A 26,924-nucleotide genomic window follows, 5' to 3' on the forward strand; every position below is an offset into this window, starting at 1 on the left:
CTGTTGCGGAAAAGCAGTTGGGTGACGTTTTTGGTCGGATTAATAACCATAGCTTGAGCTTAAGCCTTCACTTCGTTGGATGCTGCCTAAGGCAAGTTGATAGATCTGAGATTGCGGTGGGATGGTTCAAACGAGCAGTCTCGGAAGCCGAAAAGGGCGACACACAGGGCCGCCCGTATTCAGAGCGGCTTCGAGACAGCTTGAGATCCCTTTCAGACTGTCTAAATGAGCTGGGTCAATCTGCTGAGGCAGCCTTGATAAACCTACGTCTCGAACGCGAGAATTAGTCGAACTACGGAATAGCGGCTCAGGCCGAAATCGCCTTCGCCGAGCCGACCACGTTGCGCAGCAGGAATTTCTGGATCTTTCCGGTCGAGGTCTTCGGGATCGGCCCGAACACGACCGCTTTCGGMGTCTTGAAGCCCGACATGTGGCTGCGGCAGAAAGCGATGATGTCGGCCTCCGTCGCACTCGCGCCGTCCTTCAGCTCGACGAAGGCGCAGGGCACCTCGCCCCATTTCGGATCGGGCTTTGCGACCACGGCTGCGAACAGCACGGCCGGGTGCTTGTAGAGGACGTCCTCGACCTCGACCGAGGAGATGTTCTCGCCACCGGAGATGATGATGTCCTTGGAGCGGTCCTTGATGATGACGTAGCCGTGCTCGTCGAGCACGCCGAGATCGCCGGTGTGAAACCAGCCGCCTTCGAAGGCTTCCCTGGTCGCCTTCTCGTTCTTCAGATAGCCCTTCATCACGATGTTGCCGCGGAACATGACCTCGCCGATGGTCTCGCCGTCGCGCGGCACCTCAACCATGGTCTGCGGATTGATGACGGTGACGCCTTCCTCGAGCGGGTAGGGTACGCCCTGCCGCCGCTTCATCCGCGCGCGCTCGGCGGCCGGGAGCTCGTCCCATCCGGGCTGCTCGGCGCAGACGGAGGCGGGGCCGTAGACTTCGGTCAGCCCATAGACATGCGTGAGCTTGATGCCGATGTTTTCCGCGCCTTCGAGCACGGCGACCGGCGGCGCGGCGCCGGCGATCAGGCCGACGACGCGACGGGCCGCGCTGCCCTTCGGCGCGTCAGGCGCGTTGATCAGCGTGTTGTAGACGATCGGCGCGCCGCACATGTGGGTGACGCCGTGGGCCTTGATCAGCTCGAATATTTTCGTCGGCTCGACCTTGCGCAGGCAGACATTGATGCCGGCGGCGGCCGCGATGGTCCAGGGGAAGCACCAGCCGTTGCAGTGGAACATCGGCAGCGTCCAGAGATAGACCGGATGCTGGCCGAGTTGGCCTGCGAGGATGTTGCTGACGGCGTTGAGATAGGCGCCGCGATGATGGGTGACGACGCCTTTGGGATTCCCGGTCGTGCCCGAAGTGTAGCTCAGCGCGATCGCGTCCCATTCGTCCTTCGGCGGGATCGCGGCGAAGGTCGGATCGCCCTGCGCAACGGCGGACTCGTATTCGATCTCGCCAATGCGCGCGCCGCCCTTGAAGGCGGCATCGTCGACATCGATCACGAACGGTTTTGGGCCGCTCATCTGTGACAGCGCATCGGTGATGACGCCGGAAAACTCGGGATCGACCAGAACGATCTTCGCTCCGCCATGATCGAGCTGAAAGGCGATCGAAGGCGAATCGAGGCGGATGTTGAGTGCGTTGAGCACGGCGCCGGTCATCGGCACCGCGAAATGCACCTCGTTCATCGCCGGGATGTTCGGCAGCATCGCCGCCACCGTATCGCCGACGCCGATGCCCTTGCCGGCGAGCCAGGAGGCAAAGCGCCGGCAGCGCTCATAGGTCTGCGCCCAGGTGAAGCTGCGGCCTTCGTAGACGGTGCTGACGTGATCGGGATAGACCGCGGCGCTGCGCGCGAGAAAGCTGAGCGGTGTCAGCGGCACGTAGTTGGCGGGGGTCTTGTCGAGGCCGATATTGTACTGGTTCTGCCGTTCACTCATCGACACCCTCCTCAAAAGCGTCTCAAAGGAATCCGATCGATATCCAGGGGAAGATCGCGACGATGATCAATCCCACCAGCAGCGCCAGCAGATAGCCCCAGATCGGCCTGATGCCTTCGGCCGGGTCGACGCGTCCGATGGCGCAGGCGGCATAATAGCCGACGCCGAACGGCGGGGCGAATAGCCCGATACCCATCGCCAGAATGATCACCATGGCGTAGTGCACCTCGTGCACGCCGACGGCACGTGCGATCGGGAACAGCAGCGGCCCGAACAGCACGATCGCCGGGATGCCTTCCAGCACGCTGCCGAGGATGGTGAAGGCCAGGATCGAGACGGCGATGAAGGTCGCGGACCCGCCCGGCAATCCCGTCATGGCCGCGGCCAGCGAGCGCGAGAAGCCGGACTGGGTCAGGCCCCAGGCCATGCCGGTCGCGGTGCCGATGATCAGGAGAATGGCGCCGGACAGCGCCGCGGTCTCGACCAGCATCGGAAACAGCCGCCGCCAGTCGAAGCGGCGGTAGATCAGGAGGCCGACCAGGGCGCCATAGACGATGCCGATGGTGGAGACCTCGGTGGCGGTGGCAACGCCTTCGACCACGGCGTAGCGGATCACGAAGGGCAGCGCCAGCGCGGGCAGGGCGACGATGAAGGTCTTGCCGATCTCGGACGCCCTGGCGCGGCGGACATGGCTCATGTCCTCGTGGCGGTAGCGCCACCACACCAGCATGCAGAGCGTGATCGCGAGCACCACGCCGGGCAGGAGGCCTCCGGTGAACAGCGCGGCGATCGAAACGCCCGTGACCGAGCCGATGGTGATCAGCACGAGGCTCGGCGGAATGGTCTCGGTCTGGGCACCCGTCGCTGCAAGAAGCGCGACGAGATCGCCGGGGCGGGCGCCGCGCTGCTTCATCTCCGGGAACAGCACGGGCGCAACGGCGGCCATGTCGGCCGCCTTGGCGCCGGAGATGCCGGAGACCAGATACATGGCGCCGACCAGCACGTAATGCAGGCCGCCGCGGACATGGCCGAGCAGGCTGGCCAGGAACGCCACCATGGCGCGCGCCATGCCGGTCATTTCGATCAGGAGCCCAAGGAATACGAACAGCGGCACCGAGAGCAGGATGAGGTGGCTCATGCCCTCGTCCATCCGCCCGACCAGCACCATCACCGGCGTCCGCGTGGTCAGCGCCAGATAGCCGTAGATCGCGAGCCCAAAGCCGAACGCAATGGGAACGCCGGCAAAGACGCAGAAGCCGGCGACGCCGACGAAGAAGATGACCAGGTTGAGATTGCCGAGCGGGCGCAGCGAGGGCTCAGCCAGCCAGAACAGGCCGATCACGACGGCAACCGACAGGATGGCCGCGGCAACCATCCGATAGTCCGCCGCGCGCAGCAGCCGCAGTGCCGCGAACGCCGCCATCAGGCAGATGCCGGCCGGGAGTGCCGCGGCGCGCCACATGTTCGAGATCTGCAGCGCCGGCGTGGTGATGTAGCTCTCTTCGTAGGCGTAGTCGTAGGACGGCCAGACGATCAGCGCCAGGAACGCCAGCGCCGCACAGGTCGCGACCAGATCAAGATAGCCACGCATCGCCGGTCTTGCGCTCGCGACGATCGCGGTCATGCGCATGTGCTCGGAGCGGCGGAACGCCACGGCCGCGCCCAGCATCGCCAGCCACAGGAACAGGATCGAGGCCAACTCGTCCGACCAGATCAGCGGCCGGTGCAGGCCGTAGCGCGCGACCACGCCGGCAAACAGGATCACGATCTCGGCGACCACCAGGATCGCCGCCGGGATTTCGACGATGAGGCCGAGCGCGCGCTCCGTTGAGGCCAGCAACGAAGGTCGGCGAGGGGACTGCACAGTCGCCTCGCCCGCCGCTCCGGTCACCTCAGCCTCGATCTGAGCCATGACGGCCCCAACGCGTTACGACAGCTTGCCGACGGCTTTTTCCAGCAGATCCCAGGCCTGGTCGCCATACTTGCCTTTCCACTCGGCATAGAAGCCGGCCGTGCGCAGCTTGTCGCGGAACGGCGCCACCGTGGGCTGGTTGAAGATCAGGCCCTTGGCCGCGAGCTCCTGCTGGAGATTGGCGTTCAGCTTGGCCGTGTCGGCGCGCTCGTTGACGGCCGCGGCGTTGATGTTCTTGGCGACGACGGTGCGGACATCCTGTGGGAGCTTTTCCCAGGCGCGGCGATTGGCCAGGAACCAGAAGCCGTCCCACATGTGGTTGGTCAGCGAGCAGTACTTCTGCACCTCATAGAGCTTCGCGGTCGAGATGATCGCCAGCGGGTTTTCCTGGCCCTCGACGATCCTGGTCTGGAGCGCGGAATAGACTTCGGCGAAATTGATCGAGGCGGGCGCCGCATCGAACGCCTTGAACATCGAGGTCCACAGCGGCGACACCGGCACGCGGATCTTGAAGCCCTTCAGATCGTCCGGGCCCGTGATCGGCTTGCTGGACGACGTGGTCTGGCGGAAACCGTTGTCCCAGATCCTGTCCATGACCTCGAGGCCGGCCTTCTTGATCTCGCCACGCACGAAGGCGCCGAGGTCGCCGTCCATGGCCTTCCAGACCGTGTCATAGTCCGGGAATGCGAAGCCGATGCCGTTGATCGATGCCGCCGGCACCAGGGTCRCCAGGATCAGGCCGGACAGCGTGAAGAACTCGACGCCGCCGGAGCGGATCTGGCTCAGCATGTCGGTGTCGGAGCCGAGCTGGTTGTTCGGAAAGATCTGGAGGTCGAAGCGCCCGTTGGTCTCGCTCTTGATCGCCGCAGCCATCTCCTTGGCGCGCGCGTTCATCGGATGGGAGTCCGGCAGGTTGTTGGCGTATTTGTAGGTGAACTCGGCGCTCTGGGCGCGTGCCACGTAAGGTGCGCCGATGCCGCCCAGGACCGCGGTCGCGGCGGAGGCCTTGAGAAGCGTGCGTCGGGAAAAGCTCATGGGTCTGCTTCCTCGGAAGGTTTGTTCTTGTTCTGAGACGCAAACCTATACGGACGTCACGTCAGAAGGTCATCTGCGATCTCGCGCGGCTTCGCTTATTGCAGCCGGACAACGTCACGGCAATATCGCTGTCGGGCCGATGGCCTCGAAACAAAAAACGCGAAAACAACCCCATGCACAGTAGCCGTCAAGGGCTGGCAGGAAGCGCAATGGCCTGGGTGAGAACGGAGGCCGGACCGAATGCGGGGTGGCAGGAATTCCGTCTAAACATTTGATCCAATTCGATATAAAGATATTCCATAATATACCTTATGCGAATCAAGGAATGGGCAGCCGGAGGCGGCTGTCGGCTCTGGTTGGATCTGAGTCATTCATGCCCTATTCGAGTCTAGGTCATTCGGACGGTCGAGATTCGTGTGCCGCTGTCGCTTACCAGCGCAACATCCTGCCCTCGTCGCGCCCCTCTATGCCCGGCATCCGCAAGAAACTCATCCGGCAAAACCGGAGCAGCCTTCTTCGTCCCATTCGCCCGCATCCGCGAAAAACGTTGGCGTGCCGGCGAGACAGTGATGTCCCATTCGTCCGCGGCGGCTGGATTGGAGGCCCGTCACTTCTACTCAAGACCTGCATGTACATCGAGCTGATGCAGGGCCGGACACCCGACTTTCTTGAAGTCTTGGCTRGGAAGCCGGCAAGGGGCACGACCTGCCCCTCCTCTGTCAAACTCTGAAACTATCCCAAGCGTTCATCACAGTTCATTGCGACTGCGGCCCTCGGCGGTTGGTTATCCTCAGAGGCTTCCAGAACAGTTTCCTTGCCACTGACCTGCCTTGTCACGAGCCGGTTGCGGACCTTTTCCATCACGGCGCTCGCCGCGGCCGGGAGTTGCATGCCCTTCAAGGTCACCAGGCAGGCCTCGCGCTCCAGCCGGAGCCAAGGCTGTTCAAGCGGGACAATCCCCGCCGTGTCGATCCCTGACAGCGCACTGCGCGCAAGTATTGTCACGAGGTTGGTTCGGCGCAGAAACGCGAAGGTTATGAAAAGCGAACTCGTCAGGATATGGGCCGCAGGTAACTCTTCGCCCTTGCTCACGTACACGTGGTTCAACTCGTCCTGCAGATTGGTACTCATCCGCGGGAGCAACCACCTGTATTGGGCGAGTTCTTTGAAGGATTGCGGCGGTCGAAGCTGGAGCGGATGGTCCTTGCGGGTGACGATGACCAGGTCGTCGACCAGCAAACGGTTGTAGGCCAGCGCGGAATCCAGGCTGGCCCTGGTATGGTCCGACTTGACCCAGCCCAGGAGGGCATAGTCGATCTCGCGCGTCTTGATCCATTCGTAGAGTTCGTCCGTGGTGCCCTCGCGGATGGTGTAGCGGACATTGGGCTGCTTCTCGGCCAGCTCGGCAATCGCCTCGGGAAGGATCTGTGTCAGGAACGACGGGCCCGCGCCGATACGGACGTGACCGGAAAGGCCGGCCCGCATGTCGGTCATCAGCTGTTCGGCTTCATCCATCCGATAGATGATCGATTCCGCGCGACTTCTCAGCGCGATGCCCGCATCCGTCAGGGCTATTCCACGGCCTTTCCGGACATAGAGCTGAACGCTCAACTGGTGCTGCAGCCGTGCCATCATTTTGGACAAAGCGGGTTGAGAAATGCTCAATGTTTCAGCGGCCTGAGAAAGATTCAGATGGTTCGCCACCACCAGGAAGTACCGCAGCTGCTGCAGCTCCACTCTATAGCCTTTCGGTTATAGTTATTTGCGTCGGCGGCCATTGTTGCATGGGGTCGATCTCGCTCCAATAGACGGATGCTTGCAGGGCGGCGGCGGTTCGCCGGAGCGCGATCGAATTGTGACATTTGGCAACGGGAACGACGATGTTGAACGTGAACAGGCGGACATTCCTGCGCGGCGGAACCTCGCTGCTGGCATTCTCCGGGACGGTACTGTCGAGGCCGGCGCGCGCCCAGGCGATCGACAATCCGGTTCGCGGCGGGATCCTGGTGATCGCCCAGGACGCCAATCCTCCCAGCCTCGACCCGCACAAATCGGCGGCGTTCGCGACGACCAACATCACCGAACAGATCTACGGCTGTCTGCTGCGCTGGGATGACAGCGGCACCAAGGTCGAACCGGACCTGGCCGCCTCCTACGAGATGGTCGACGATCTGACCTACCGCTTCACGCTGCGCGACGGCGTGAAATTCCACAACGGTCAGACGCTGACCAGCGCGGATGTGAAATTCACCTTTGACCGGATCGCAAACCCGGACACCGCGTCGCCGTGGAAGTCGCTCTTTGCCGCCATCCAGTCGGTCGAAACTCCGGACGCGCGCAGCGTCATCTTCCATTTGTCCGCGCCCTTCTCGCCCCTGCTGAACTACCTGGCGACGGTGAAATATTCAGCCATCGTCTCGCAGGCCGACGTGACCCAGCGTGGCGACCTGATCTCCGGCGGGGCCGGGACCGGCCCGTTCAAGTTCGGGAGCTTCGTCTCCAATTCGGTGCTGAAGCTGTCGCGCAACGAGGATTACTACGAACCCGGCCTGCCCTACCTGGACGGGCTGGAGTTCCGCATCATTCCGGATGAAGGCAGCCGGGTGGCGTCCCTGCGCAGCGGATCGGCGGCGCTGACCTGGCTCAACACGCCGGAAGTGGTCGACCAGCTGGCAAGAACCAGAGGGTTCGTCACGCCCAAGCAGCAGGACAACAATGCTGTGCTGCTGATGGAGCTCGACCAGCGGGTGCCGCCCTTCAACGATGTCCGGGTTCGCCGCGCCTTCAGTCTGGCGATCGACCGCCAGCAGATCGCCGATATCGTCTGGCGTGGGCGGGCGGTACTTTCGGCGGCGATCCCGCCGGCGCAGGCGCCCTATGCGGTCCCAAGCGCCGAGGTCCTGGCACTGCCCTACCAGACCCCGGATCTGACGCAGGCCAAGGCACTGATGGCAGAGGCCGGCCATGCGGGCGGGTTCGACACCGTCTTCGCGGTCTCTCCGCAGACCTCCAGCGACGTGGCGGTCGCACAGATCGTGCAGCAGCAGGTGGCGCGGATCGGCATCCGCATCAAGATCGAGCAGAAAGACTGGGGCAGCCTGGTCAAGGATYTCCAGGGCACGCTGAGCCCGATCAGCATGGCCGACCTGGCACCGGCACCCGACGCGGAGTCGAATCTGAGGATCCGGTTTGCCTCCGCGTCGAGCGTCAACCCCGGCAAGACCAAGGATCCGGAGATCGACGCACTCTTCACCGAGGGACGGGCGACCACCGATGTCGCCAAGCGGGTCGCGATCTACCGTGAGATGCAGCACCGCATCGCCGATCAGGCCTATGCGCTGTTCCCCGCCGCGATCCCGCTGCAGTTCGAGATTTGGAGCGAGAAGCTGCGCGGCTACCACACAACCCCCTACGCACAGCGCGTGTTGCTGCGTCAGGCCTGGCTCGCCTCCGCCACGCGATCGAGAGTCCCATGATGTTCGCCCATCTTCTGCGCCGCCTGGCTTTGCTGGTGCCCGTCCTGATCGGGATGTCGGTGGTCAGCTTCTCGCTCGTCCATCTCATTCCTGGCGATGTCGTGAGCGTCATCGCCGGGGGCGAGATTGCCTCGGATTCCGAAGAGGCGCGGAACATCCGCCGCAGCCTCAACCTGGACCAGCCCCTGACCGTGCAATATTTCACCTGGATCAACGGGGTGGTGCACGGCAATCTTGGCAAATCGCTGGTGCATAACGTGCCGGTCTCGGGCGAGATTCTGGCGCATCTGCCGGTGACCCTGGCGCTGACGCTGATGTCGCTCGTCATCTCGGTGGTGATCGGTATTCCGGCCGGCGTACTCGCCGCCGCGCGACGGGGGCGAAGCTTGGACGCCGCGCTGCGGATCGTCTCGCTGGCCGGGATGGCGGTACCCACCTTCGTGGCCAGCGTCACCGCCGTCCTGTTCTTCTCGCTGTATCTGCCGTCGGTGCAGCTTTTCAGCAGCATTGATTTCCAGACTGATTTCTGGGGGGCGATCGAGGGGCTGCTGCTGCCCTCCGCCGTGCTGTCGCTGGCCGCCGCTGCGACGATCATGCGCTACACGCGGGGCGCGATGCTGGAAGTCATGCGCGAGCAATATATCGCCATGGCCCGGGCCAAAGGGGCCGGCCCCTGGCGGGTCCTGCTGAAACACGGGCTGCGAACGGCACTGCTGCCGGTGGTCACCGCCTCGGGCCTGATTGCGGCACAGCTGATTTCGGGTGTGGTGGTGGTCGAGCAGGTCTTCGGCCTGCCGGGGCTGGGCCAACTGATGCTGAGCGCGATCAGCAGCCGGGACTACACGCTGGTGCAGGGGGCGGTGATCGTCGTCGGCGCGATGGTGGTGCTGATCAACCTCGCCGTCGACCTGGCCTATCACCGCCTTGACCCGCGGATCTGACCATGACGGACAACACGATCCCATACACCGCCGCCCCAGAAGCGGCGCGCGCACGGCGGCTTGCTCTGCACCCGCTGGCCGCTTTCCGGCGTCAGAACCTGCTGGTGCAGGCCGGGGCCGCGCTGCTGCTGATCCTGCTGGCATGTGCCCTGCTCGGGCCGTTGCTCCTGCCCTTCGGTCCGAATGATCTCGTCGGAATGTCGATGCGGCCGCCCTCTGCGGCGCATCCCTTCGGCACCGATCTGCTCGGGCGTGACGTGATGACGCGAACGCTTTACGCCTCCCGCAGCTCGATGATCGTGGCGGCCGCCGCGACCRCCTTCGCCCTTGTCGTGGGGACAAGCTGGGGCATGGCCGCGGGCTATGCCAGAGGCAAGGCGGACCTCCTGCTGATGCGTCTTCTTGACGTCTTGCAGGCCTTTCCACCGCTGCTCCTGGCGATCGCCCTGGTTGCCGTGCTGGGGAACAGCCTGAGCAATCTGATCATGACGATGGGCGTGCTCTTCGTGCCGCCATTCGCCCGGGTGGCCCGTGGGGCAACCCTGTCGCTGCGCGAGCGGCAATTCGTCAAGGCCGCCCAGGTGCTGGGCGTTCCGGCCTGGCGCAACCTGCTCGTCCATGTGCTGCCCAATATCTCCACCCCCCTGATCATCGAGACCGCCTCGACGATCACCGCCGCCCTGCTGACGGAATCGGCCCTCTCCTTCCTCGGCATGGGCATTCAGCCCCCGACCCCGACCTGGGGCGGGATGATCGCGGACTCCACCTCGGTCATGACGCATGCCCCCTGGCTGGTGCTCGCCCCCGGCGCAGCCATCGTGCTCATCGTGCTTGGCTTCCTGCTGCTCGGCGATGGGTTGCGCGACAAATTCGATCCCAAAGCGGAGAAGTGACATGAGTTTGGAAAACGATATTCACTGGCAACCGGCCTGGCGTCTGCACGGGCTGGTGGCCAGCGGTGAAAGCTCCGCCGAAGAGATCACCCGCCTGCTGCTGAAGCGGATAGCGCGCTACGACGGCGGCATCCATTCGTTCCTGACCGTGGCGGGCGAGATGGCCCTCGCAGAGGCGCGCGCCGTCGACCGCCGCGTCGCCGCCGGGGAGAAGTTGGGCCCGCTGACCGGCGTCCCGGTGACGATCAAGGATCAGTTCTTCACCCGGGGGCTGCGGACCACCAGCGGCTCGAAGGCTTTCGTCGATCACGTGCCCGAGCGGGACAGCATCTGCGCCGCGCGCATCCGTGCCGCTGGCGGCGTGATCCTGGGCAAGACCAATACGCCGGAATTCGGCATGTATTGGCGGACGGTGGGGCTGATTTCCGAGGAATGCCGCAATCCCTGGGACCGCAAGAAGACCTCGGGCGGTTCCAGCGGCGGGGCGGCGGCCGCGCTGGCCTCGGGCTTCGGTCCGCTCGCCATCGGCAGCGACTCGGGTGGTTCGATCCGTCTGCCATCGGCCCAATGCGGCATCTTCGGCCTTCTGCCGAGCTTCGGGCGTGTGCCGCGCCATGGCGGGTTGGGCTCCGCGGTGTTCTGCACCGCGGTCGGGCCGATGGCACGGGACGTACGGGATGCGGCGACGCTCCTGCAGGTCATCGCCGAACCGATGCCGCAGGATCCGTTCTGCCGGATCGACACGCCGCCCGACTACCTGGGCAGTCTGGAAAATGGCATCGAAGGCGTGCGTGCGACCTGGTGGGACAACAGGTTCGCGCAGGGTTTCACCGATCCGGAGGTGCTGCGCACAGTACGCGCCGCCGCCGAGCTTATCACCGATTTCGGCGCCGATCTGCGCGATGAGGCGGTCGTCCTTGCGACGGAGGGTCTCGACGAAGCCTGGCGGGTGCTGGAGTTCGTCGACCGGCATGCCACTCTGGGCGAGCAACTGATGCGCGACGAGGCGACGTGCAGCCAGCTCACGCCCTATGCGCGCACCCGCTTCGAATGGGCCTCGGAAGTGACTGGCTCGCAATATTCCCGCGCGGTGATGCGCCGTGCGGAGTTCATCCGCTACATGGACGGACTCTTCGCCGAGACCGACCTGATCCTTGCGCCCACCATCGGCATCACCTCGCCCGTCATCGATCCGAATGACATGACCCAACGGATTCCGGCACTCGTCTCCTACACATTGCCAGTGAACGTCGCCGGCTACTGCGCGGCCAGCGTGCCCTGCGGCTTCGTCGGCGGCATGCCGGTCGGGCTGCAGATCATCGGCCGCCCGAACGAGGAGGCGCTGGTGCTGCGGGCCAGCCGCCAGTTCGAGAAGGCGCTGAACTGGAACGCGCATCACCCCGAGGCGGAACTGGACATGGCCTCATGAAGGAGACCGGCGCACTTCTCGAGCTGCGCGATCTGCGCACCTATTTCCACACCGGCGACGCCGTGGCCAAGGCGGTCGACGGGGTCAATCTCACGATCCACGCAGGACGCATCATGGGGGTCGTGGGCGAGTCCGGTTCGGGCAAGAGTGTCACCGGCGCCTCGATCATGGGATTGATCCAGCGGCCAGGCCGGATCGAGCCCGGCAGCCGGATCCTGTTCAAGGGGCGCGATCTGGTGCGGGAGGACGAGCGGACGCTGCGCGGCCTGCGCGGCAACGAGATCGCGATGATCTTCCAGGAACCGATGACCTCGCTGAACCCGGTCTTCACGGTGGGCGAGCAGATCATCGAGAACCTGCAGCTGCACCGGCGGATTTCCCGGGGCGCGGCGCGGGAGCGCGCGGTGGAGCTGATGGGTCTCGTCGGGATTCCCGCGCCGGAAAAGCGTGTCGACAGCTACCCGCACGAATTGTCGGGCGGCATGCGCCAGCGGGTGGTGATCGCGATGGCGCTGACCTGCGATCCCAGCCTGCTGATCGCCGACGAGCCAACGACCGCTCTGGATGTCACGATCCAGGCCCAGATCCTCGAACTGATCGTCAAGCTGCGCCAGGAGCTTGGCATGGCCGTGATGTTCGTCACCCATGATCTCGGAGTCGTCGCCGAGATCTGCGACGAGGTCGCCGTGATGTATGGCGGCCAGGTTGTCGAGACCGGCCCGGTGAAACAGGTGCTGTCCGCGCCGCGCCATCCCTATACCCGCGGGCTGATGGCCTGCATCCCCCGTCTGGGGATGGACCGCAACATGCGCCTCAGCTCGATCCCCGGGATCGTGCCGAGCTCGAAGCTCTGGCCTGTGGGCTGCCGTTTCGCCAACCGCTGCCCACAGGCCATGGCACGCTGCCGCGATGCCGCCCCGCCCCAAGTGCGCAGCGGTGAAAACGCGGCCTCCTGCTGGCTGCTGCTGTCCGATGCCGCCGCCGTGGAGACCTCCGATGGCTGAATCGCTGTTGCAACTGCGCGGCCTGACCAAGCATTTCACCACGCGCTCGCCGAAGGGCAAGGCGGTGGTCCAGGCGGTGGACGACCTTTACCTCGACGTCTACGAGGGCGAGACGCTGGGGCTGGTGGGTGAATCCGGTTGCGGCAAGACGACGACGGCGCAGCTCATCGTCGGCCTGACCACGCCGACCCGGGGGCACGTGAGCCTTGAGGGCAACGACCTCGCGGAACTCGGCGGCAAGGCGCGCAAACTGGCGCGGCGACAACTGCAATACATCTTCCAGGATCCCAACGACTCCCTGGATCCGCGGATGAAGGTGCGGGCGATCGTCTCCGAGGGGCTGCGCGCGCAGGGTCGCATCGGGAAGCCGGAGCTGACGGACAAGGTCGCCGAAGTGCTGAGCCAGGTCGGCCTGCCCGTTGATGCGATGGACCGGTTTCCGCATGAGTTTTCGGGCGGACAGCGGCAGCGGATCGGCATCGCGCGGGCGCTGATCATGCGGCCACGGCTGATCGTCGCGGACGAGCCGATTTCGGCCCTCGACGTCTCGGTACAGTCACAGATCCTCAACCTCATGGGCGACTTGAAGCGCGAGCTCGGCCTGACCTATGTCTTCGTGGCGCACAACTTGGCCGCGGTGGGCTACATCAGCGACCGGATCGCGGTGATGTATCTGGGGCGGATCGTCGAGGTCGGGCCAGTGGAAGACATCATGACCGCGCCCCAGCATCCGTATACGCAAGCCCTGCTCTCGGCGATCCCGGACCCCGACGTCTCGGCCGAGCGAAAGGCGCGGATTCGGCTTTCGGGGGATGTGCCCGGCCCGATCGATCCACCCTCTGGCTGCCGGTTCCGCACGCGCTGCCCGCTCGCCGAGCCGAGATGTGCCGAGGAAGTCCCTTTTCTCAAGCCGCGCGGCGCGGGGAAAGCGGGGCGTGGGCACATGTCCGCCTGTCACCTCGTGAGGTCGCAATAGTCCGAGCCGACTTTTGCCGGCAACATTGGACGAGCGGGGGCAAGCACGAATGCCTTGTCGGAATGATTTGAGAACAAGACGGTATGTTGCACCGGATGGCCGGCTGAGCGTCGGCAAGCTCACTCCTTGGTGAAGAAGCACGGCTCCAGGGCTACCCAGAAAAGGCTACCCAGAACCCCTCTCCCGGCGCACAATCAATCACCAAACGAGCGCCAGACAACGGACGCAGCCGCTTCGAGCCGCGCCGCCAATGGGAGGTCCATCATGAAGGAGAACGTCGCCCGCGCGACCGGCTCTCGCACCATGCCATTCGATGCCGCCAAGCTCGACCGCCTGATGGAGGCGGCTCATCTCGACGTCCTGGTCGCGACCTCCAAGCACAATGTGCAGTACCTGCTCGGGGCCGAGCGCGCGATCTTCTTCGACTACATGGATGCCGTGGGCGTCAGCCGCTATCTGCCGGTCCTGGTCTATGCCAAGGGCGCGCCGGACAAGGCCGTCTATATCGGACATCGGCTGGAGACCCATCAGCGCGCCGTGGCGCCGCCCTGGGTGCCGCAGGTCCGGACCGAGTCCAACGGCTCGGTCGACGCCATCAAGCGGGCCGTAAAGGTCCTGAAGGAAGCCGGGGTGCGGATGAAGCGGATCGGCGTCGAGATGGCGTTCCTGCCGATGGACGCGGGACAGGCGCTTGCCGACGCCCTGCCCGGCGCCGAGCTCAGGGACGCGCTCCTCGTGCTGGAGCGGCTGCGCGCGGTCAAGTCGGCGGACGAGCTGGCAAAACTCAAGACCGCGTCGGAATTGGTGATCGCCTCGATGCTGGAGGTGATCGCCGGGCACGGTCCCGGGACCACCAAGCAGCAATTGTCGGACGGCTTGCGCGTCGCCGAAGTCAACCGCGGGCTGACCTTCGAATATTGCCTGCTGGCCTGCGGCAGCAGCCACAATCGGGCGCCGTCGGCGCAACGCTGGGAGCAAGGCGACGTGCTCTCGCTCGACTCCGGCGGCAATTATCACGGCTATATCGGCGACCTCGCGCGCATGGCCGTGCTGGRCGAGCCGGATGCCGAGTTGACGGATTGCCTGGCCGAGATCGAGGCGGTGCAGCGCGCAGCCTTCGCCGCGGTCCGGCCGGGCGCTCTCGGCGGCGACATCTACGTCGCGGCCGAGCGGCAGCTCGCCCAGATCACCCGGCGCGACTGCACCGATTTCCTCGCGCATGGCATGGGCCTGGTCAGCCACGAGGCCCCTCGCCTGACCGCCAAGGGTCCGGTTCCCTATGACGATGTCGATGCAAGGCTGCCGCTCGAGCCCGGCATGGTGGTGTCGATCGAGACCACCATGAAGCATCCCAGCCGCGGCTTCATCAAGCTCGAGGACACGGTCGCGGTGACGCCGACCGGCTACGAGATCTTTGGCGAGGGCGGCCGTGGGTGGAATCGCGGTGGGAGTGCGCGCTAACGCAGCGGCAGCAGGTCCAACTGGCTCTGCGCCTTCCTGACGGCCGCGGCGAACCAGCTCTGGCTCGGCGCCGCCTTGTCGAAGCACGCAGTAAAGGCGCTCATCGCATTGTCTTCGCGGGTCATGTCACCGCGCGGGTCCTTCTTGTCGATGGGCTTGGCCATCATCTGCTTCCAGACCTTCTCGCAGGCCGGGATTTCGGCCGTCTTCACAGCGTCGGTTGCGGCGAGGAAGAAGACCTTGTCGCCCCGGATCGCGACGACGTCGATTTCATTCGGCGGTCCCTTGAGATCGCCATTGCCGCGCACGCCCAGCACGGCGACCGCGACGCTCGCCGCTGCGGGCTTTGTGATCGGCAGCTCGGCATATTTGGCGAAAGCCGCGTCCTGGATCGCATAATAATAGAGGCGGTCCGACCTGAACGCCGCGCCGATCTCCTGCGGCATGCCGTCCTCGCGGTGCTCGGCAAGCCAGTGCTTGAGCAAGGTGGTCGTCGTCACCACGGCTTGCATCTTGTCGCCTTCCGAAGCGAAACCGAGCCCATCGAGATGGCCGAAGCCCGAGTCGCCTTTGAAGAGCGTGTCGGCGTTCGACTTGCCGTCTGCCGGCAGCCCCTTGATGGTGACGGGCCCGACCAGGCCGCGCAGCACGGCTGTCAGTTCCTTGAGCGCCGCATCGTGCTGCCTGGTGGTCTCGTCGCTCTCCGCAGCCTTCGAGAACTTTGCGATGTAGCGATCACGCAGGTCGAGGTAGTGCTGCTCTTGTGTGGCCGCATGTGCGCAGGTGCCAAAGACGAGCAGGCAGAGCAAGGCGAGCGATCTCATTCAATGTCCGCGGRCTGGGAGCGACCTCCAGTCTTTGTGCCGGTGCCGGGCGGGAAGGTTCATCCGCGAGGGCCGGCCGCGAGCCCGTGAAGAGCCGGCGGGATCGTGTCGGGCAATTGTCCGAGCCGCTGAACGGCCGCCAGCATCGCGGCAAGATAGCCGTATGGGCCCAGGCCGCAAATGACCGCCGTGCAGGCACTCGACGTGATCGAATGGCGGTGAAGCGCGTCGCGCGCATGGATATTCGAGATATGCAGCTCGATCTTCGGCCCCTCAAAAATCTTCAGCGCATCGATCAACGCGATCGACGTGAAGGAATAGCCCGCCGGATTGATGATGATCGCATCCGCCTTGCCATGGGCGGACTGGATCAGGTTGACCAGCTCGCCCTCCATATTGGACTGATGGAACGCGATCGAGACGCCAAGCTGATCGGCCAGAGCCTGGCAGCTCGCTTCGATCTCCTTCAGCGTCGTCCGGCCGTAGATGTGCGGCTCCCTGATGCCGAGAGAATTGAGGTTCGGTCCATTGAGGATCATGATCTGGGCGGCCATTGTGTCCCTCGTGTCCTTTGCCAACGCTGCGCGATGAACCGCCGAACCATTTCGCCGGAATCGTCAGCAGTCCCGGGAATAGTACCATCATGTTCTTGCCATTCACGGCGTCGCGCGGGCCTTCCAGAACATCGGTTCTTGACCAGTTCGCCTAGCCCTACTCCGCCGGCGTGAGCTGCCGGCTCAGCCGTACCGCGGCGGTCTCACGCACGCGGACGCGGGCGCGGCGCTTGCGCCACCAGATCACGACGCCGGTGACCGAAAGCGCCGCCACCACCAGGCCCATGATCGAGATCAGGACGCGGCCGAACAGTCCGACGATACGGCCCGAATGCAGCGGAAACTGCGCCTGCACGAAGATGTCGGCGGCGGTGCCGACCCAGGGCAGCCTTTCGCCGATCGGACGTCCATCCTCGCTGTCGTAATAGAGCTGCGCGGGCCCGACGCCGCCGGCGCCGTGGTCGTCGCCGGGGTGAAAGAACGCCGCCGCATAGACACCATGGGCGGGCCCGTAACTGATCGCACCGATCGGGGTGGTCCACCCCCGCCCCTGGCCGTCGGCGCTGGAGCGCGCGGCGATCTCGGCAAAGCTGACCTTGGGCTCGATGGGATCGTCGAGATCGCGGTACGGCCGCTGCTCATAGGGCGTCGGCGTGTAGTTCGACACCATCTTCATCAGCGGCGAAAACACCTCGAAATAGAGATTCAGCGAGAACGCCGTGAAGGCGATGACGAACAGCAGTGCCCAGGTCCACAGGCTGAAGGCGCGGTGGATGTCGAAATTGATCCGGTAGGCGCTGCCGCTTGTCTTGATGGTCCAGGCCGGCGCCCAGCGCGCCCAAAAACCCCGGTCGAGCTGGCGCGCGACCGCGGGCGCCCGCGTGGCGCTGGCGCGCCGCCGGGAGGGCAGCGTGAGATAGAAGCCGACGAAGCAATCGATGGTCCAGACGATGGCGATGATGCCGAGCACCCGCATGCCCCAGCGGTCGCTGCCCCAGAACTCCGGAATGTGCATCGTGTAGTGCAGCTTGTAGAGGAACGAGACGAAGTTCTCCCGTGTCACCGGCCACACCGCGCCCCAGTAGCGCCGGCCGAGCTCCGCGCCGGTGTTGGGGTCGAGGAATATCTGATTGTAATCGAGCGCGTAGCGCTTGCCGGTCGCCGGATCGATCCGCGGCATGACGAAGAACCACAGCGACTGGCCCTCCTCCGGTGTCATGAAGAGGTAGACCACGCGCGCCCGCGGATCGCGCTGCTCGATCTGTTTGGCGAGCTCGATGGAGGGAATGGCCGGGCCCTTGCTGGTGACGTCGAACAGGTGCCGGTTCAGCACGTCGTCGATCTCATGATCCCAGGAGATGATCGCCCCGGTGATGCCGGAGAAGAACAGGAATCCTGCCGTGAGCAGTCCCGCCCAGCGATGCAACCGACCGAATAGCGCTCTCATCGAGGTTCCAAAGTTGCCGGCTTTGCCGGTACGATTTTTGAGTCCTCGCCCTAACGCAGGCGCTTTCCGAGTGCGATAGGAACGGCCCTAGAATCTCTCCAGACGTGTGCGCAGCACGTGCGACCAATGCGCCCGTGGATCGAGGCGGGGTTCACCGAGCTGCGTGGTCACCGTGCAGGCCGGACCGCGGCACTCTCCGTCCGGATCGGCATCGGGTGGGAAACACCATCGGCCTGCTGTAAGGTCGATCCGTGTCAGGATCAGCTCGGGAGATGATGGCATGGCGGAGCCCGGCTTCGGTCGCTTCATGAAGGACCACAGGGAGTTTTTCGACGCGCTGGCCGATGATGGTTGGCGGGCCGTCCCCGGCTATGTCGGGGTTGAGGAAAAGATCCTGTCCGGTCGCTTCAATCACCCGGAGCGGACGGGCGCGGTGACGCGGCTGTCGCGCTGGGCCGCCGGTGCGTCCGTAGGCCATCCGGTCTCGCACGATTGGTGCGAGGAAGTGTTTCTGATCTCGGGCTCGCTTTCGATCGGCACGGCGGCACAGGAAGCGCGGCGGCTGGAGGCTGGCACCTATGCCGTGCGGCCGGCCCATGTCGAGCATGGACCGTTCTTCACCCGCGACGGCTGCCTGATGATCGAATTTCTCTACTACCCGCCGGCGGCGTAGCGGCGGGCTTGAAAAGTGTCAGCGATGCCGTAGCCGGCGGTTGACCCGGCGCGCCAGATAGTCGCCGGCGCTCTGCACGAGCTGCACCAACGCGATCAGCACGACGACGACGGCCAGCATCATCTCCGGCATGAAGCGCTGGTAGCCGTAGCGGATGCCGAGATCCCCTAAGCCCCCGCCCCCGACCGCGCCGACCATGGCGGAGTAGCCGAGCAGGCTGACCACCGCGAGCGTCAGCGCCAGCAACAGGCCCGGCAGCGCCTCGGGGATCAGCACCTTGAACACGATCTGAATGGGTGAGGCGCCGAACGAGGACGCGGTCTCGATCAGGCCGCCATCGACCTCACGGATCGCCGCTTCCACCAGGCGCGCGATGAACGGCGTCGAGGCGATCGTCAGTGGCACGATCGCCGCCGTCGAGCCGATCGAGGTGCCGGCGATGAGGCGCGTGAACGGGATGATGGCGACCACCAGGATGATGAAGGGCGTCGAGCGCGTGGCATTGACGACGATGCCGAGCACGGCGTTGATTGCGGGGGCCGCGAACAGCTCTCCCTTGCGGCTGGTGGCGAGGAAAACGCCGAGCGGCAGGCCGAAGACGGTGCCGAGCAGCGCCGCGACCCCGACCATGAACAGGCTTTCGCCGGTGGCCTGGATGATCAGGTTGATGAGCTCAGGCGACATGGCCGAGACGCTCCGCCAGGAATTGATGTTGAGACAGCCAGGCGAGTGCCCGGCTCGCGGCGCCCTCGCCGCCGGGAATGCCAAGAGGAATGCCAAGCACCAGCGAGCCGACATGCTGGCCGCCGATCTCGTCGATGCGGGCCGCCAGCAGCGCCACGTCGATGCCGAGCTCGCGCGCGAGCCGCGCGACCAGCGTATCCCCGGCGCCAGCGCCGCGCACCTGGACGCGGATCACCGCCTGCCCGCCTGCAACCGGCTCCGGCACGATCCGGCTCGCCAGCGACACCGGAAGGCTGTCGCCGGTCGCCTCGGCGAGGAAGGACTGCGTGATCGGATGCTTCGGATGGGTGAAGATGTCGGCGACGTGGCCGCTCTCGACGACATGACCGGCGTCGAGCACGACGACTTCCTTGGCCAGCTGACGCACCACGGACATTTCGTGGGTGATCAGCACGATGGTCACGCCGAGCTCGCGGTTGATGTTGGCGAGCAGATCCAGGATCGCGCGGGTGGTTTGCGGATCGAGCGCTGAGGTCGCCTCGTCCGACAGCAGCACGTTCGGCCGGGTCGCGAGCGCGCGCGCAATGCCGACGCGTTGCTTCTGGCCGCCGGAGAGTTCGGAAGGGTAGCGATCGTGCTTGTCGGCTATACCGACGAGGTCGAGCAGCTCGGCCACCCGCGCCTTGATGTCGGCCTTGGCCCAGCCGGCGATCTCCAGCGGCAGCGCGATGTTGTCGGCCGCCGTGCGCGACGACAGCAGGTTGAAATGCTGGAAGATCATGCCGATCGAGCGCTGTGCCAGCCGCAGCTCACGGCCGGCCAGCGCCGAGATGTCGCGGCCGTCGACGACAACGCGGCCCGTGGTCGGCTTCTCCAGCCCGTTGATGAGCCGGACAAGGCTCGACTTGCCGGCGCCGGAGCGGCCGATCACGCCGGTGATCGCCCCGCGCGGAATCGCAAAGTCGATGCCTTCAAGCGCACGGACGCCGGGCTTGCCGCGATAGGCCGGATAGGTTTTCGAAATGCCAGCGAACCGGACCATCGCGTCCGGCCCGGCAGCGGGTGAAATCGCCTCGCGGGGCTCGATCGGCAGGCCGGTCGCCACTGATTGGTGCGCGTTCATCTCTTTCACAACGGATCGTCTGCTCGCATGCCGTGGGGCGCGAGAGAAAGTCGCATCAGCGACGGGGGAAGCCAGAGGGCATGCGGTTCCAAGCGAACGCTGCACTGCAACACGCAGCATCGCCCTTTCAGGTCTTTCTTGCAATTTCAGATATTTGCAAGGGATTGGACAAAGTTTTCCAAAACCCTCCCCGGCGAAGAAAATTCATCTTGCGGGGTGTTCCCCGGGCTCGCCCTACCGGACCATCTGCAACCACGGCAGCACGATCAGCAGCAGTCCGCCGAAATAGAGCAGCCCGAAGATCAGGCCGAAGCCCCAGAACTGCCGCTTCCCGATATAGCCGCTGCCGAAATAAATCGGCGCCGGACCGGTCGCGTACGGCGAAATCACGCCCATCAGGCCGAGCGAATACATGCAGAGCAAGGCGAGCGTCGTGACCGGCAGGTCAGGGATGCCCGATCCGACCGCGAGCACCACCGGCAGCACGGCTGCGGCATGCGAGGTGATGCTCGAGAAGAAATAATGGATCCAGAAGAACAGCGCGACCAGCAGGATCATCGCGGTCGATGGCGTGAGCCCGGCGAGCGGTTTCGCATATTCGGTCGCAAACCATTTGATGAAGCCGATCTCGTTCAGTCCCGAGGCCAGCGTGAGCAGCGAGGTGAAGTAGAAAAACACCTCCCAGGCGCCCTTCTCGCTGACGATGTCGGCAAACTCGATCACGCCGGTGACCAGCATCAGCGAGATCACGATGAACACGACGGTGGTGGCATTGACGAAGTTCGAGCCGAGCACGGGCACGTGGATGTCCGGGCTCGAGCCCGCGATCCACAGGAACATCGCGAGCACGATCAGGCCCAGCATGATCCACTCGTTGCGCGACATCGGGCCCATCTCCGCGAGCTCCTTCCCCGCCCATTCGGAAATCTCCGGGCTGCGCTTCACCTCCGGCCGGCACACCGCGTAGCTCAGCAGCGGAACGAGGATCATCAGCAGGATGCCGAACGGCGCGAAGCCGATGAACCACTGGCCCCAGCTCACCTCGACACCGACCGTCTTCTTGGCGATCGCCAGCGCCGCCGCGTTGGGCGCGAGCGCGGTGAAGAACAGCGAGCTCGTCACCGCGGTGGCCGCGAACGCGGTCCACATCACGTAGGTGCCGATCCTGCCGGCGGTCGGTCCGGGCTCGGAGCCGTAGATGCGCGGGATGTTGCTGATGATGGGATAGACGATGCCGCCGCTGCGCGCGGTGTTCGAGGGCGTTGCCGGCGCCAGCAGGAAGTCCGCCATCGCCACCGCATAGCCGAGGCCGAGCGTGTTGCTGCCGAGCTTTTGCACCAGCACCAGCGCAATACGCCGGCCAAGCTGGCTCTTGCGATAGCCGATCGAGAACACGAAAGCGCCGACGATCAGCCAGACCGTGCTTTCGGCAAAGCCCGCCAGCATCCAGCGCAGCGACTTGGTCGGATCGGGATCGATGTAGCCACTGACGCCGGCGACGGTGAGCCCGATCAGTCCGACGGCGCCGACCGGCATCGATTCCAGAATGAGCCCGGTGATGACGGCGGCAAAGACGGCAAAATAGTGCCACTGATTGACGTTGAGCCCGGCCGGCACCGGCCACAGATAGATCGCCAGCCACACCACGAGCGGCGCGATCAGCTTCCAGTGAAACCCCGTCGCCTCAGGCGCCTGCGAGCTAGCGGTCATGGGCCCTCCCCCTCGATTTCAACGGCATTTTACCGGCTCGTTGACCGGGCCGCTTTTGTCCCAACGCGGCGTATACGGATTGTCCGAGGCGCGATCAATGCCCGGCTGCCCTTCCCGATCTTGACGGAGCCCATCACCCGCGTTCCCCATCCGCTTTGGGGCGATGCTAGCGCACAAACGGCGTCACGAATACGTGGCCGGATTGCGCTGCAACGGACGCTCGACAGGTGGGGAAAAACTCGCCTATCTTTCGCACCATGAGCCAGGACCACGACCACGACCACCATCATCACCACGACCACGATCATTCGGAACTCTCCGAGACCGAGCTGCGCGTGCGCGCGCTCGAGACGATCCTGACCGAAAAAGGCTATGTCGAGCCGGCCGCGCTCGACGCCATCATCCAGGCCTACGAGACCAAGATCGGTCCGCATAACGGCGCCCGTGTCGTCGCCAAGGCCTGGACCGATCCGGCTTTCAAGGCAGCGCTGCTCGAGGACGGCTCCAAGGCGGTCGGCACGCTCGGCCATGTCAGCCGCGTCRGCGACCATCTCGTCGTGATCGAGAACACGCCGCAGCGTCACAACATGGTCGTGTGCACGCTGTGCTCCTGCTACCCCTGGGAAATGCTCGGACTGCCGCCGGTCTGGTACAAGGCCGCGCCCTACCGCTCGCGCGCGGTGAAGGACCCGCGCGGCGTGCTGGCCGATTTCGGCGTCACGGTGCCGAAGGACATCGAGATCCGGGTATGGGATTCCACCGCCGAGACGCGCTTCCTGGTGCTGCCGATGCGGCCCGAAGGCACCGAAGGCTGGAGCGAGGAACAGCTCGCCGAGCTCGTCACCCGCGATTCCATGATCGGCACCGGCTTTGCCAAAAAGCCTGGAGCGCCGTCATGAACGGCGTGCACGATATGGGCGGCATGGATGGGTTCGGCAAGGTCGAGCCCGAGCCGAACGAGCCGATGTTTCACGAGGAATGGGAATCCCGCGTTCTCGCGATGGTGCGCGCGATGGGCGCGGCCGGCGCCTTCAACATCGATACCTCGCGGTTCTATCGCGAGACGATTCCGCCGCACGTCTATCTCTCCAGCTCCTACTACAAGAAATGGTTCCTCGGCCTCGAGGAGATGCTGATCGAGAAGGGCTACCTCACCCGCGAGGAAGTCGCGGCCGGCCACGCCATGCAGCCCGCAAAGGCGCTCAAGCATGGCAAGTTCGATCTCGGCCAGGTCGAGCGGATCATGGTGCGCGGCAAGTTCGCCCGCCCTGCCCCGGCGCCCGCCAAGTTCAAGATCGGCGACAAGGTGCGCGCCAAGAACATTCATCCCGCCACCCATACGCGGCTGCCGCGCTATGTGCGCGGCCATGTCGGCGTGGTCGAGCTGAACCATGGCTGTCACGTGTTTCCGGATTCGGCGGCGATCGAGCTCGGCGAAAATCCGCAATGGCTCTACACGGTCGTGTTCGAGGGCCGCGATCTCTGGGGCGCGGACGGCGATCCGACCTCAAAAGTGTCGATCGACGCGTTCGAGCCCTATCTGGACGCGGCGTGATGAGCAGCACGGCTGCTGCCGCCGCGACCGCGGCAATTCCGAGCATTCCGCGCGATGATGACGGCCCGGTGTTCCGTGCGCCCTGGGAGGCCCATGCCTTCGCGATGGCGCTGACACTGCATGAGCGCGGCGTGTTCACCTGGCCCGAATGGGCCGCAGCCCTGGCCTCCGAGATCAAGCGTGCGCAGGCCGCCGGCGATCCTGATACGGGCGAGACCTACTATCTGCACTGGCTCGCCACGCTGGAGGGACTGGTCGCGCGCAAGGGCGTCGCATCCGCGGAGACGCTGCATCGCTATCGGGATGCCTGGGATCACGCCGCGGATCGGACGCCGCACGGCAAGCCGATCGAGCTGCGTGCGGAGGATTTCGCGGGGTAGTTTTTCGTGCGTGGTGCAGGCACCGTTTCCCCGAACACAGCTGTCATCACCCGCGAAGGCGGGTGATCCAGTATTCCAGAGACGTTCGCGGGAGACGGAGAAGCCGTGGCGTACTGGATTCCCCGCCTTCGCGGGGAATGACAGCGGAGATTGGAGCGCTATTTGCTCCCCGCCACATACTCCGCCCACCCCTTCGCCCGCAGGCTGCACGCCGGGCATTCGCCGCAGCCATAGCCCCACTCGTGCTGCGCGCCGCGTTCGCCGAGATAGCAGGTGTGCGACTGCTCGCGGATCAGGTCGACGAGGCCATCGCCGCCGAGGTCGTGCGCAAGCTTCCAGGTCGCGGCCTTGTCGATCCACATCAGTGGCGTGTGCAGCTCGAAGGGCCTCGCCATGCCGAGCGAGAGCGCGGCCTGCATGGCGCGGATGGTCTCGTCGCGGCAATCGGGATAGCCGGAATAATCGGTCTCGCACATGCCGCCGACGATGTGGGTGATGCCGCGCCGGTAGGCCAGCGCCGCGGCGAAGGTCAGGAATACGAGGTTGCGACCGGGCACGAATGTATTGGGCAGCCCGTCGGCGCCCATCGCGATCGCGACATCGCGCGTCAGCGCCGTGTCCGAGATCGCAGCCAAGGTCGGGATCGACAGCGTGTGGCTCTCGCCGAGCTTGTCCGCCCAATCCGCGCGCAGCGCCCTGACGCCGGCGAACAGGCTGTCGCGGCAGGCAAGCTCGACGGCGTGGCGCTGGCGGTACTCGAACCCCAGCGTCTCCACGCGCGCGAAGCGGCTCAGCGCCCAGGCCAGGCAGGTGGTGGAATCCTGGCCGCCGGAAAACAGCACCAGCGCGGTTTGTGATGAAAATGCGTCACTCATGGCCCGCGCTTTAGCACTGCGGGAGCGGCCCGCCAATCGGTGGAAATCGGCCCGTTCCAGCGCGTGCCGCTGGGAACGGCGGCCCACTTTTGGCATAAGGTTTTGGAGCCAGGAGACTGCCCCGTAATGACCCCTTCCCGCGACATTTCCCGCCTGATCGAGATCATGGCGGCGCTGCGCACGCCGGTGACCGGCTGCCCTTGGGATCTCGAGCAGAATTTCGCGACGATCGCGCCCTACACGATCGAGGAAGCCCATGAGGTGGTGGACGCCATCACCCGCGGCGATCTCGACGATCTGCGCGAGGAGCTCGGCGACCTCCTGCTCCAGGTCGTGTTCCACGCCCAGATGGCGTCAGAGCAGAACGCTTTCGCTTTTGGAGATGTCGTCGAGGCCATCACGCGAAAAATGATCCGGCGCCATCCCCACGTCTTCGCCGACAAGGACGGCAATCTCGCCTCCTCCCACGTCAAGGAAGTCTGGGACCGCATCAAGGCCGAGGAGAAGGCCGAGCGCGCCGCGCGCCGGCCGCCAGAAACGACGCCGACCCACAAATCCCTGCTGTCGGGCGTGAAAGCCGGCCAACCCGCCTTGACGCGCGCGATGGAGCTGCAGCGCAAGGCCTCGACCGTCGGCTTCGACTGGAACGACCCGCGCGCGGTGCTGGCAAAGATCCGCGAGGAAGCCGACGAGATCGAGGCCGCGCTGGACCGCAACGACAAGGAGGAACTGGCGGAAGAAACCGGCGACCTCATGTTCGCGCTGGTCAACCTCGCCCGCCATGTCGATGCCGATCCGGAAGCCGCGTTGCGCGCCACCAACACGAAATTCGAGCGGCGCTTTGCCTATATCGAGCGGGCGCTGGAAGCGCAGGGCCGGACGCTGGAGCAGGCCTCGCTGGCGGAGATGGATGCGCTTTGGAATGCGGCGAAGACCGCGACCTAGCTGAACGCAGTGACCGGGATATCCATTGCCATCAACCTCTTGGTGAAAGTTGAGAGGGCCCGGAACGCTCATGTGCGTCTTGACGTACGTGAAGCTCGCCTTTTCCCGATTTGCAAGACGTCGGCGGCTCAGGCGGAGAGATGCGGCAAGGCGCCGCCATGAAATTGTCACCACAGACAGTTTAAAGTTGTATAATAATTCCGACGCAGCCACACCCCACAGCAGGTGAGCGCGATGCCACTAAAGCACTATTCGGTCCTCAAGGGACGCCCGATCGCGATGCGTTTCGGCACCGGCAAGTCGCCGCACTATCAAGTCCATATCGTGGCCGGCGACGAGGATTTCCGCATCGCCATCAATGTGCAGTCAGCCGACGGAAGCGAAGTCGAGTTCCTGGTGCGATCGCACTTCGTCCATCCGATCACCGAACAACTCGCGGCATTGCCGGAGGGCTTGCACCCACAGCCGCCGCAACCGGGCGGCACCGCGCTGGACTTCATTCGCGGCAATCTGATGCAGCCGCAGGAGATGATCCCGCTGCCGCTGTCGGTGCCCGGACCGGACAACGACCTCAACGAGAAGCTCGACCAGTTCGTCCAGCGCGCACTCTCGGACGAAAGCGCGATGATATACGCATTCGGCGAGACATGGGGCCCGGAGACGAAGGCGGACAATTATTTCGGCTTCCGGCCGGGACGCGGCATTCACGACATCCATATGAACCAGGGAAATCCCATCGGAAAATTCTCGGGCGACAACGGGCCGTGGCAAGACGGCGGGCTCGTGTTCGAATTCCCGGATCAGAAATTATGGACGGCGGTCTTCCTCAAATTCCAGACGCAGGCCTGGCACACCGACGACAAGACTGGTCATCCGATCGATCTCGGCGGAGGCACGCCGACAGCGCCGCGGGATCCGACGGCTCCTCCGACCGCGGAAATGCCGGATGGCCTCGTGTGCATCATTGCGGCACTCGTCAACGCCGTGAAGACGCCCGAGCGGGAAGTCGTCACGCTGCTCAATACGGCCGATCGTGACATCGATCTCACCGGCTGGATGCTGGCCGACAA

The 26,924-nt window shown here is 64.9% G+C and carries 24 protein-coding genes; 13 read left to right on the top strand and 11 right to left on the bottom strand.

What is annotated here, in order from left to right:
• Positions 1 to 307: 307 nt before the first annotated feature.
• The 4 genes from ACXJL8_RS06525 to ACXJL8_RS06540 all read right to left on the bottom strand — a co-directional run bounded on the left by ACXJL8_RS06525 (position 308) and on the right by ACXJL8_RS06540 (position 6,641).
• Positions 308 to 1,957 (bottom strand): acyl-CoA synthetase, encoded by a 1,650-nt coding sequence (locus ACXJL8_RS06525; RefSeq protein ID WP_456619045.1) that lies wholly within the window; start codon positions 1,955 to 1,957, stop codon positions 308 to 310.
• A gap of 22 nt (positions 1,958 to 1,979) precedes the next feature.
• The gene (locus tag ACXJL8_RS06530) at positions 1,980 to 3,869 is read right to left on the bottom strand and encodes a TRAP transporter large permease (protein ID WP_456619046.1); all 1,890 of its coding nucleotides are present in this window, start codon (positions 3,867 to 3,869) and stop codon (positions 1,980 to 1,982) included.
• Positions 3,870 to 3,884: 15 nt separating this feature from the next.
• Positions 3,885 to 4,904, bottom strand: coding sequence for a TRAP transporter substrate-binding protein (locus ACXJL8_RS06535; protein WP_456684763.1), 1,020 nt, complete (start codon positions 4,902 to 4,904; stop codon positions 3,885 to 3,887).
• 732 nt (positions 4,905 to 5,636) lie between these two features.
• Positions 5,637 to 6,641: a LysR family transcriptional regulator gene (locus ACXJL8_RS06540; RefSeq protein ID WP_456619048.1), complete on the bottom strand. Its 1,005-nt coding sequence runs from the start codon at positions 6,639 to 6,641 to the stop codon at positions 5,637 to 5,639.
• Between the two features lie 143 nt (positions 6,642 to 6,784).
• Between ACXJL8_RS06540 and ACXJL8_RS06545 the strand changes: the two genes are divergently transcribed.
• The 7 genes from ACXJL8_RS06545 (at position 6,785) to ACXJL8_RS06575 (ending at position 15,084) form a co-directional block, all read left to right on the top strand.
• The gene (locus ACXJL8_RS06545; RefSeq protein WP_456684764.1) at positions 6,785 to 8,380 is read left to right on the top strand and encodes an ABC transporter substrate-binding protein; all 1,596 of its coding nucleotides are present in this window, start codon (positions 6,785 to 6,787) and stop codon (positions 8,378 to 8,380) included.
• The gene (locus ACXJL8_RS06550; protein ID WP_456619050.1) at positions 8,377 to 9,321 is read left to right on the top strand and encodes an ABC transporter permease; all 945 of its coding nucleotides are present in this window, start codon (positions 8,377 to 8,379) and stop codon (positions 9,319 to 9,321) included. Before ACXJL8_RS06545 ends, ACXJL8_RS06550 begins: the two co-directional genes overlap by 4 nt.
• A 2-nt stretch (positions 9,322 to 9,323) precedes the next feature.
• Positions 9,324 to 10,214 (top strand): ABC transporter permease, encoded by an 891-nt coding sequence (locus tag ACXJL8_RS06555; protein ID WP_456684765.1) that lies wholly within the window; start codon positions 9,324 to 9,326, stop codon positions 10,212 to 10,214.
• Position 10,215: 1 nt separating this feature from the next.
• On the top strand, positions 10,216 to 11,643 hold the full coding sequence (locus ACXJL8_RS06560; protein ID WP_456684766.1) for an amidase: 1,428 nt from the start codon (positions 10,216 to 10,218) through the stop codon (positions 11,641 to 11,643).
• Positions 11,640 to 12,647 carry an ABC transporter ATP-binding protein gene (locus ACXJL8_RS06565; RefSeq protein WP_456619053.1) on the top strand — a complete coding sequence of 336 codons (1,008 nt, stop codon included), beginning with the start codon at positions 11,640 to 11,642 and terminating at the stop codon, positions 12,645 to 12,647. The genes ACXJL8_RS06560 and ACXJL8_RS06565 overlap by 4 nt, the downstream gene beginning before the upstream one ends.
• A complete protein-coding gene (locus ACXJL8_RS06570) occupies positions 12,640 to 13,623 on the top strand; it encodes an ABC transporter ATP-binding protein (protein WP_456619054.1) in 984 nt (327 codons plus the stop codon). The genes ACXJL8_RS06565 and ACXJL8_RS06570 overlap by 8 nt, the downstream gene beginning before the upstream one ends.
• A gap of 264 nt (positions 13,624 to 13,887) precedes the next feature.
• A complete protein-coding gene (locus ACXJL8_RS06575) occupies positions 13,888 to 15,084 on the top strand; it encodes a M24 family metallopeptidase (protein WP_456684767.1) in 1,197 nt (398 codons plus the stop codon).
• On the opposite strand, the gene ACXJL8_RS06580 is transcribed toward ACXJL8_RS06575, so the two are convergent.
• The 3 genes from ACXJL8_RS06580 to fsrB all read right to left on the bottom strand — a co-directional run bounded on the left by ACXJL8_RS06580 (position 15,081) and on the right by fsrB (position 17,909).
• A complete protein-coding gene (locus ACXJL8_RS06580) occupies positions 15,081 to 15,908 on the bottom strand; it encodes a hypothetical protein (protein ID WP_456619056.1) in 828 nt (275 codons plus the stop codon). The genes ACXJL8_RS06575 and ACXJL8_RS06580 overlap by 4 nt on opposite strands.
• A 59-nt stretch (positions 15,909 to 15,967) precedes the next feature.
• Positions 15,968 to 16,462 (bottom strand): type II 3-dehydroquinate dehydratase, encoded by a 495-nt coding sequence (aroQ, locus tag ACXJL8_RS06585; protein ID WP_456619057.1) that lies wholly within the window; start codon positions 16,460 to 16,462, stop codon positions 15,968 to 15,970.
• A 157-nt stretch (positions 16,463 to 16,619) separates the two neighbouring features.
• Positions 16,620 to 17,909: a siderophore utilization protein FsrB gene (gene fsrB / locus ACXJL8_RS06590; protein WP_456619058.1), complete on the bottom strand. Its 1,290-nt coding sequence runs from the start codon at positions 17,907 to 17,909 to the stop codon at positions 16,620 to 16,622.
• A gap of 280 nt (positions 17,910 to 18,189) precedes the next feature.
• On the opposite strand from fsrB, the gene ACXJL8_RS06595 reads away from it, so the two are divergent.
• Positions 18,190 to 18,582 carry a cupin domain-containing protein gene (locus ACXJL8_RS06595; protein WP_456619059.1) on the top strand — a complete coding sequence of 131 codons (393 nt, stop codon included), beginning with the start codon at positions 18,190 to 18,192 and terminating at the stop codon, positions 18,580 to 18,582.
• An 18-nt stretch (positions 18,583 to 18,600) separates the two neighbouring features.
• On the opposite strand, the gene ACXJL8_RS06600 is transcribed toward ACXJL8_RS06595, so the two are convergent.
• The 3 genes from ACXJL8_RS06600 to ACXJL8_RS06610 form a co-directional block, all read right to left on the bottom strand.
• Positions 18,601 to 19,266 carry a methionine ABC transporter permease gene (locus ACXJL8_RS06600; protein ID WP_456619060.1) on the bottom strand — a complete coding sequence of 222 codons (666 nt, stop codon included), beginning with the start codon at positions 19,264 to 19,266 and terminating at the stop codon, positions 18,601 to 18,603.
• Positions 19,256 to 20,389, bottom strand: coding sequence for a methionine ABC transporter ATP-binding protein (locus tag ACXJL8_RS06605; protein WP_456619061.1), 1,134 nt, complete (start codon positions 20,387 to 20,389; stop codon positions 19,256 to 19,258). The genes ACXJL8_RS06600 and ACXJL8_RS06605 overlap by 11 nt, the downstream gene beginning before the upstream one ends.
• 234 nt (positions 20,390 to 20,623) lie before the next feature.
• Complete coding sequence (locus ACXJL8_RS06610) at positions 20,624 to 22,099, bottom strand: DASS family sodium-coupled anion symporter (RefSeq protein ID WP_456619062.1); 1,476 nt, start codon at positions 22,097 to 22,099, stop codon at positions 20,624 to 20,626.
• 257 nt (positions 22,100 to 22,356) lie between these two features.
• Between ACXJL8_RS06610 and nthA the strand changes: the two genes are divergently transcribed.
• Genes nthA through ACXJL8_RS06625 form a run of 3 tightly spaced genes read left to right on the top strand, consistent with a single transcriptional unit; the run spans position 22,357 to position 24,034 of the window.
• Complete coding sequence (gene nthA / locus ACXJL8_RS06615) at positions 22,357 to 22,998, top strand: nitrile hydratase subunit alpha (RefSeq protein ID WP_456684768.1); 642 nt, start codon at positions 22,357 to 22,359, stop codon at positions 22,996 to 22,998.
• Positions 22,995 to 23,654, top strand: coding sequence for a nitrile hydratase subunit beta (nthB, locus tag ACXJL8_RS06620; RefSeq protein ID WP_456619064.1), 660 nt, complete (start codon positions 22,995 to 22,997; stop codon positions 23,652 to 23,654). The genes nthA and nthB overlap by 4 nt, the downstream gene beginning before the upstream one ends.
• Entirely contained in the window at positions 23,654 to 24,034 is a 381-nt protein-coding gene (locus tag ACXJL8_RS06625; protein ID WP_456619065.1) for a nitrile hydratase accessory protein, read from the top strand. Before nthB ends, ACXJL8_RS06625 begins: the two co-directional genes overlap by 1 nt.
• A gap of 158 nt (positions 24,035 to 24,192) precedes the next feature.
• Here ACXJL8_RS06625 and queC read toward each other — a convergent pair whose 3' ends face one another.
• Positions 24,193 to 24,909: a 7-cyano-7-deazaguanine synthase QueC gene (gene queC, locus ACXJL8_RS06630; RefSeq protein ID WP_456619066.1), complete on the bottom strand. Its 717-nt coding sequence runs from the start codon at positions 24,907 to 24,909 to the stop codon at positions 24,193 to 24,195.
• 126 nt (positions 24,910 to 25,035) lie between these two features.
• Between queC and mazG the strand changes: the two genes are divergently transcribed.
• Together mazG and ACXJL8_RS06640 are read left to right on the top strand one after the other, a co-directional pair.
• Positions 25,036 to 25,854 carry a nucleoside triphosphate pyrophosphohydrolase gene (gene mazG, locus ACXJL8_RS06635; protein ID WP_456619067.1) on the top strand — a complete coding sequence of 273 codons (819 nt, stop codon included), beginning with the start codon at positions 25,036 to 25,038 and terminating at the stop codon, positions 25,852 to 25,854.
• A 234-nt stretch (positions 25,855 to 26,088) separates the two neighbouring features.
• Positions 26,089 to 26,924 (top strand): DUF2278 family protein (locus ACXJL8_RS06640; RefSeq protein ID WP_456684769.1); only part of this gene is annotated, 836 nt, incomplete at its 3' end.

The organism is Bradyrhizobium sp. P5_C11_2, from assembly GCF_054049755.1.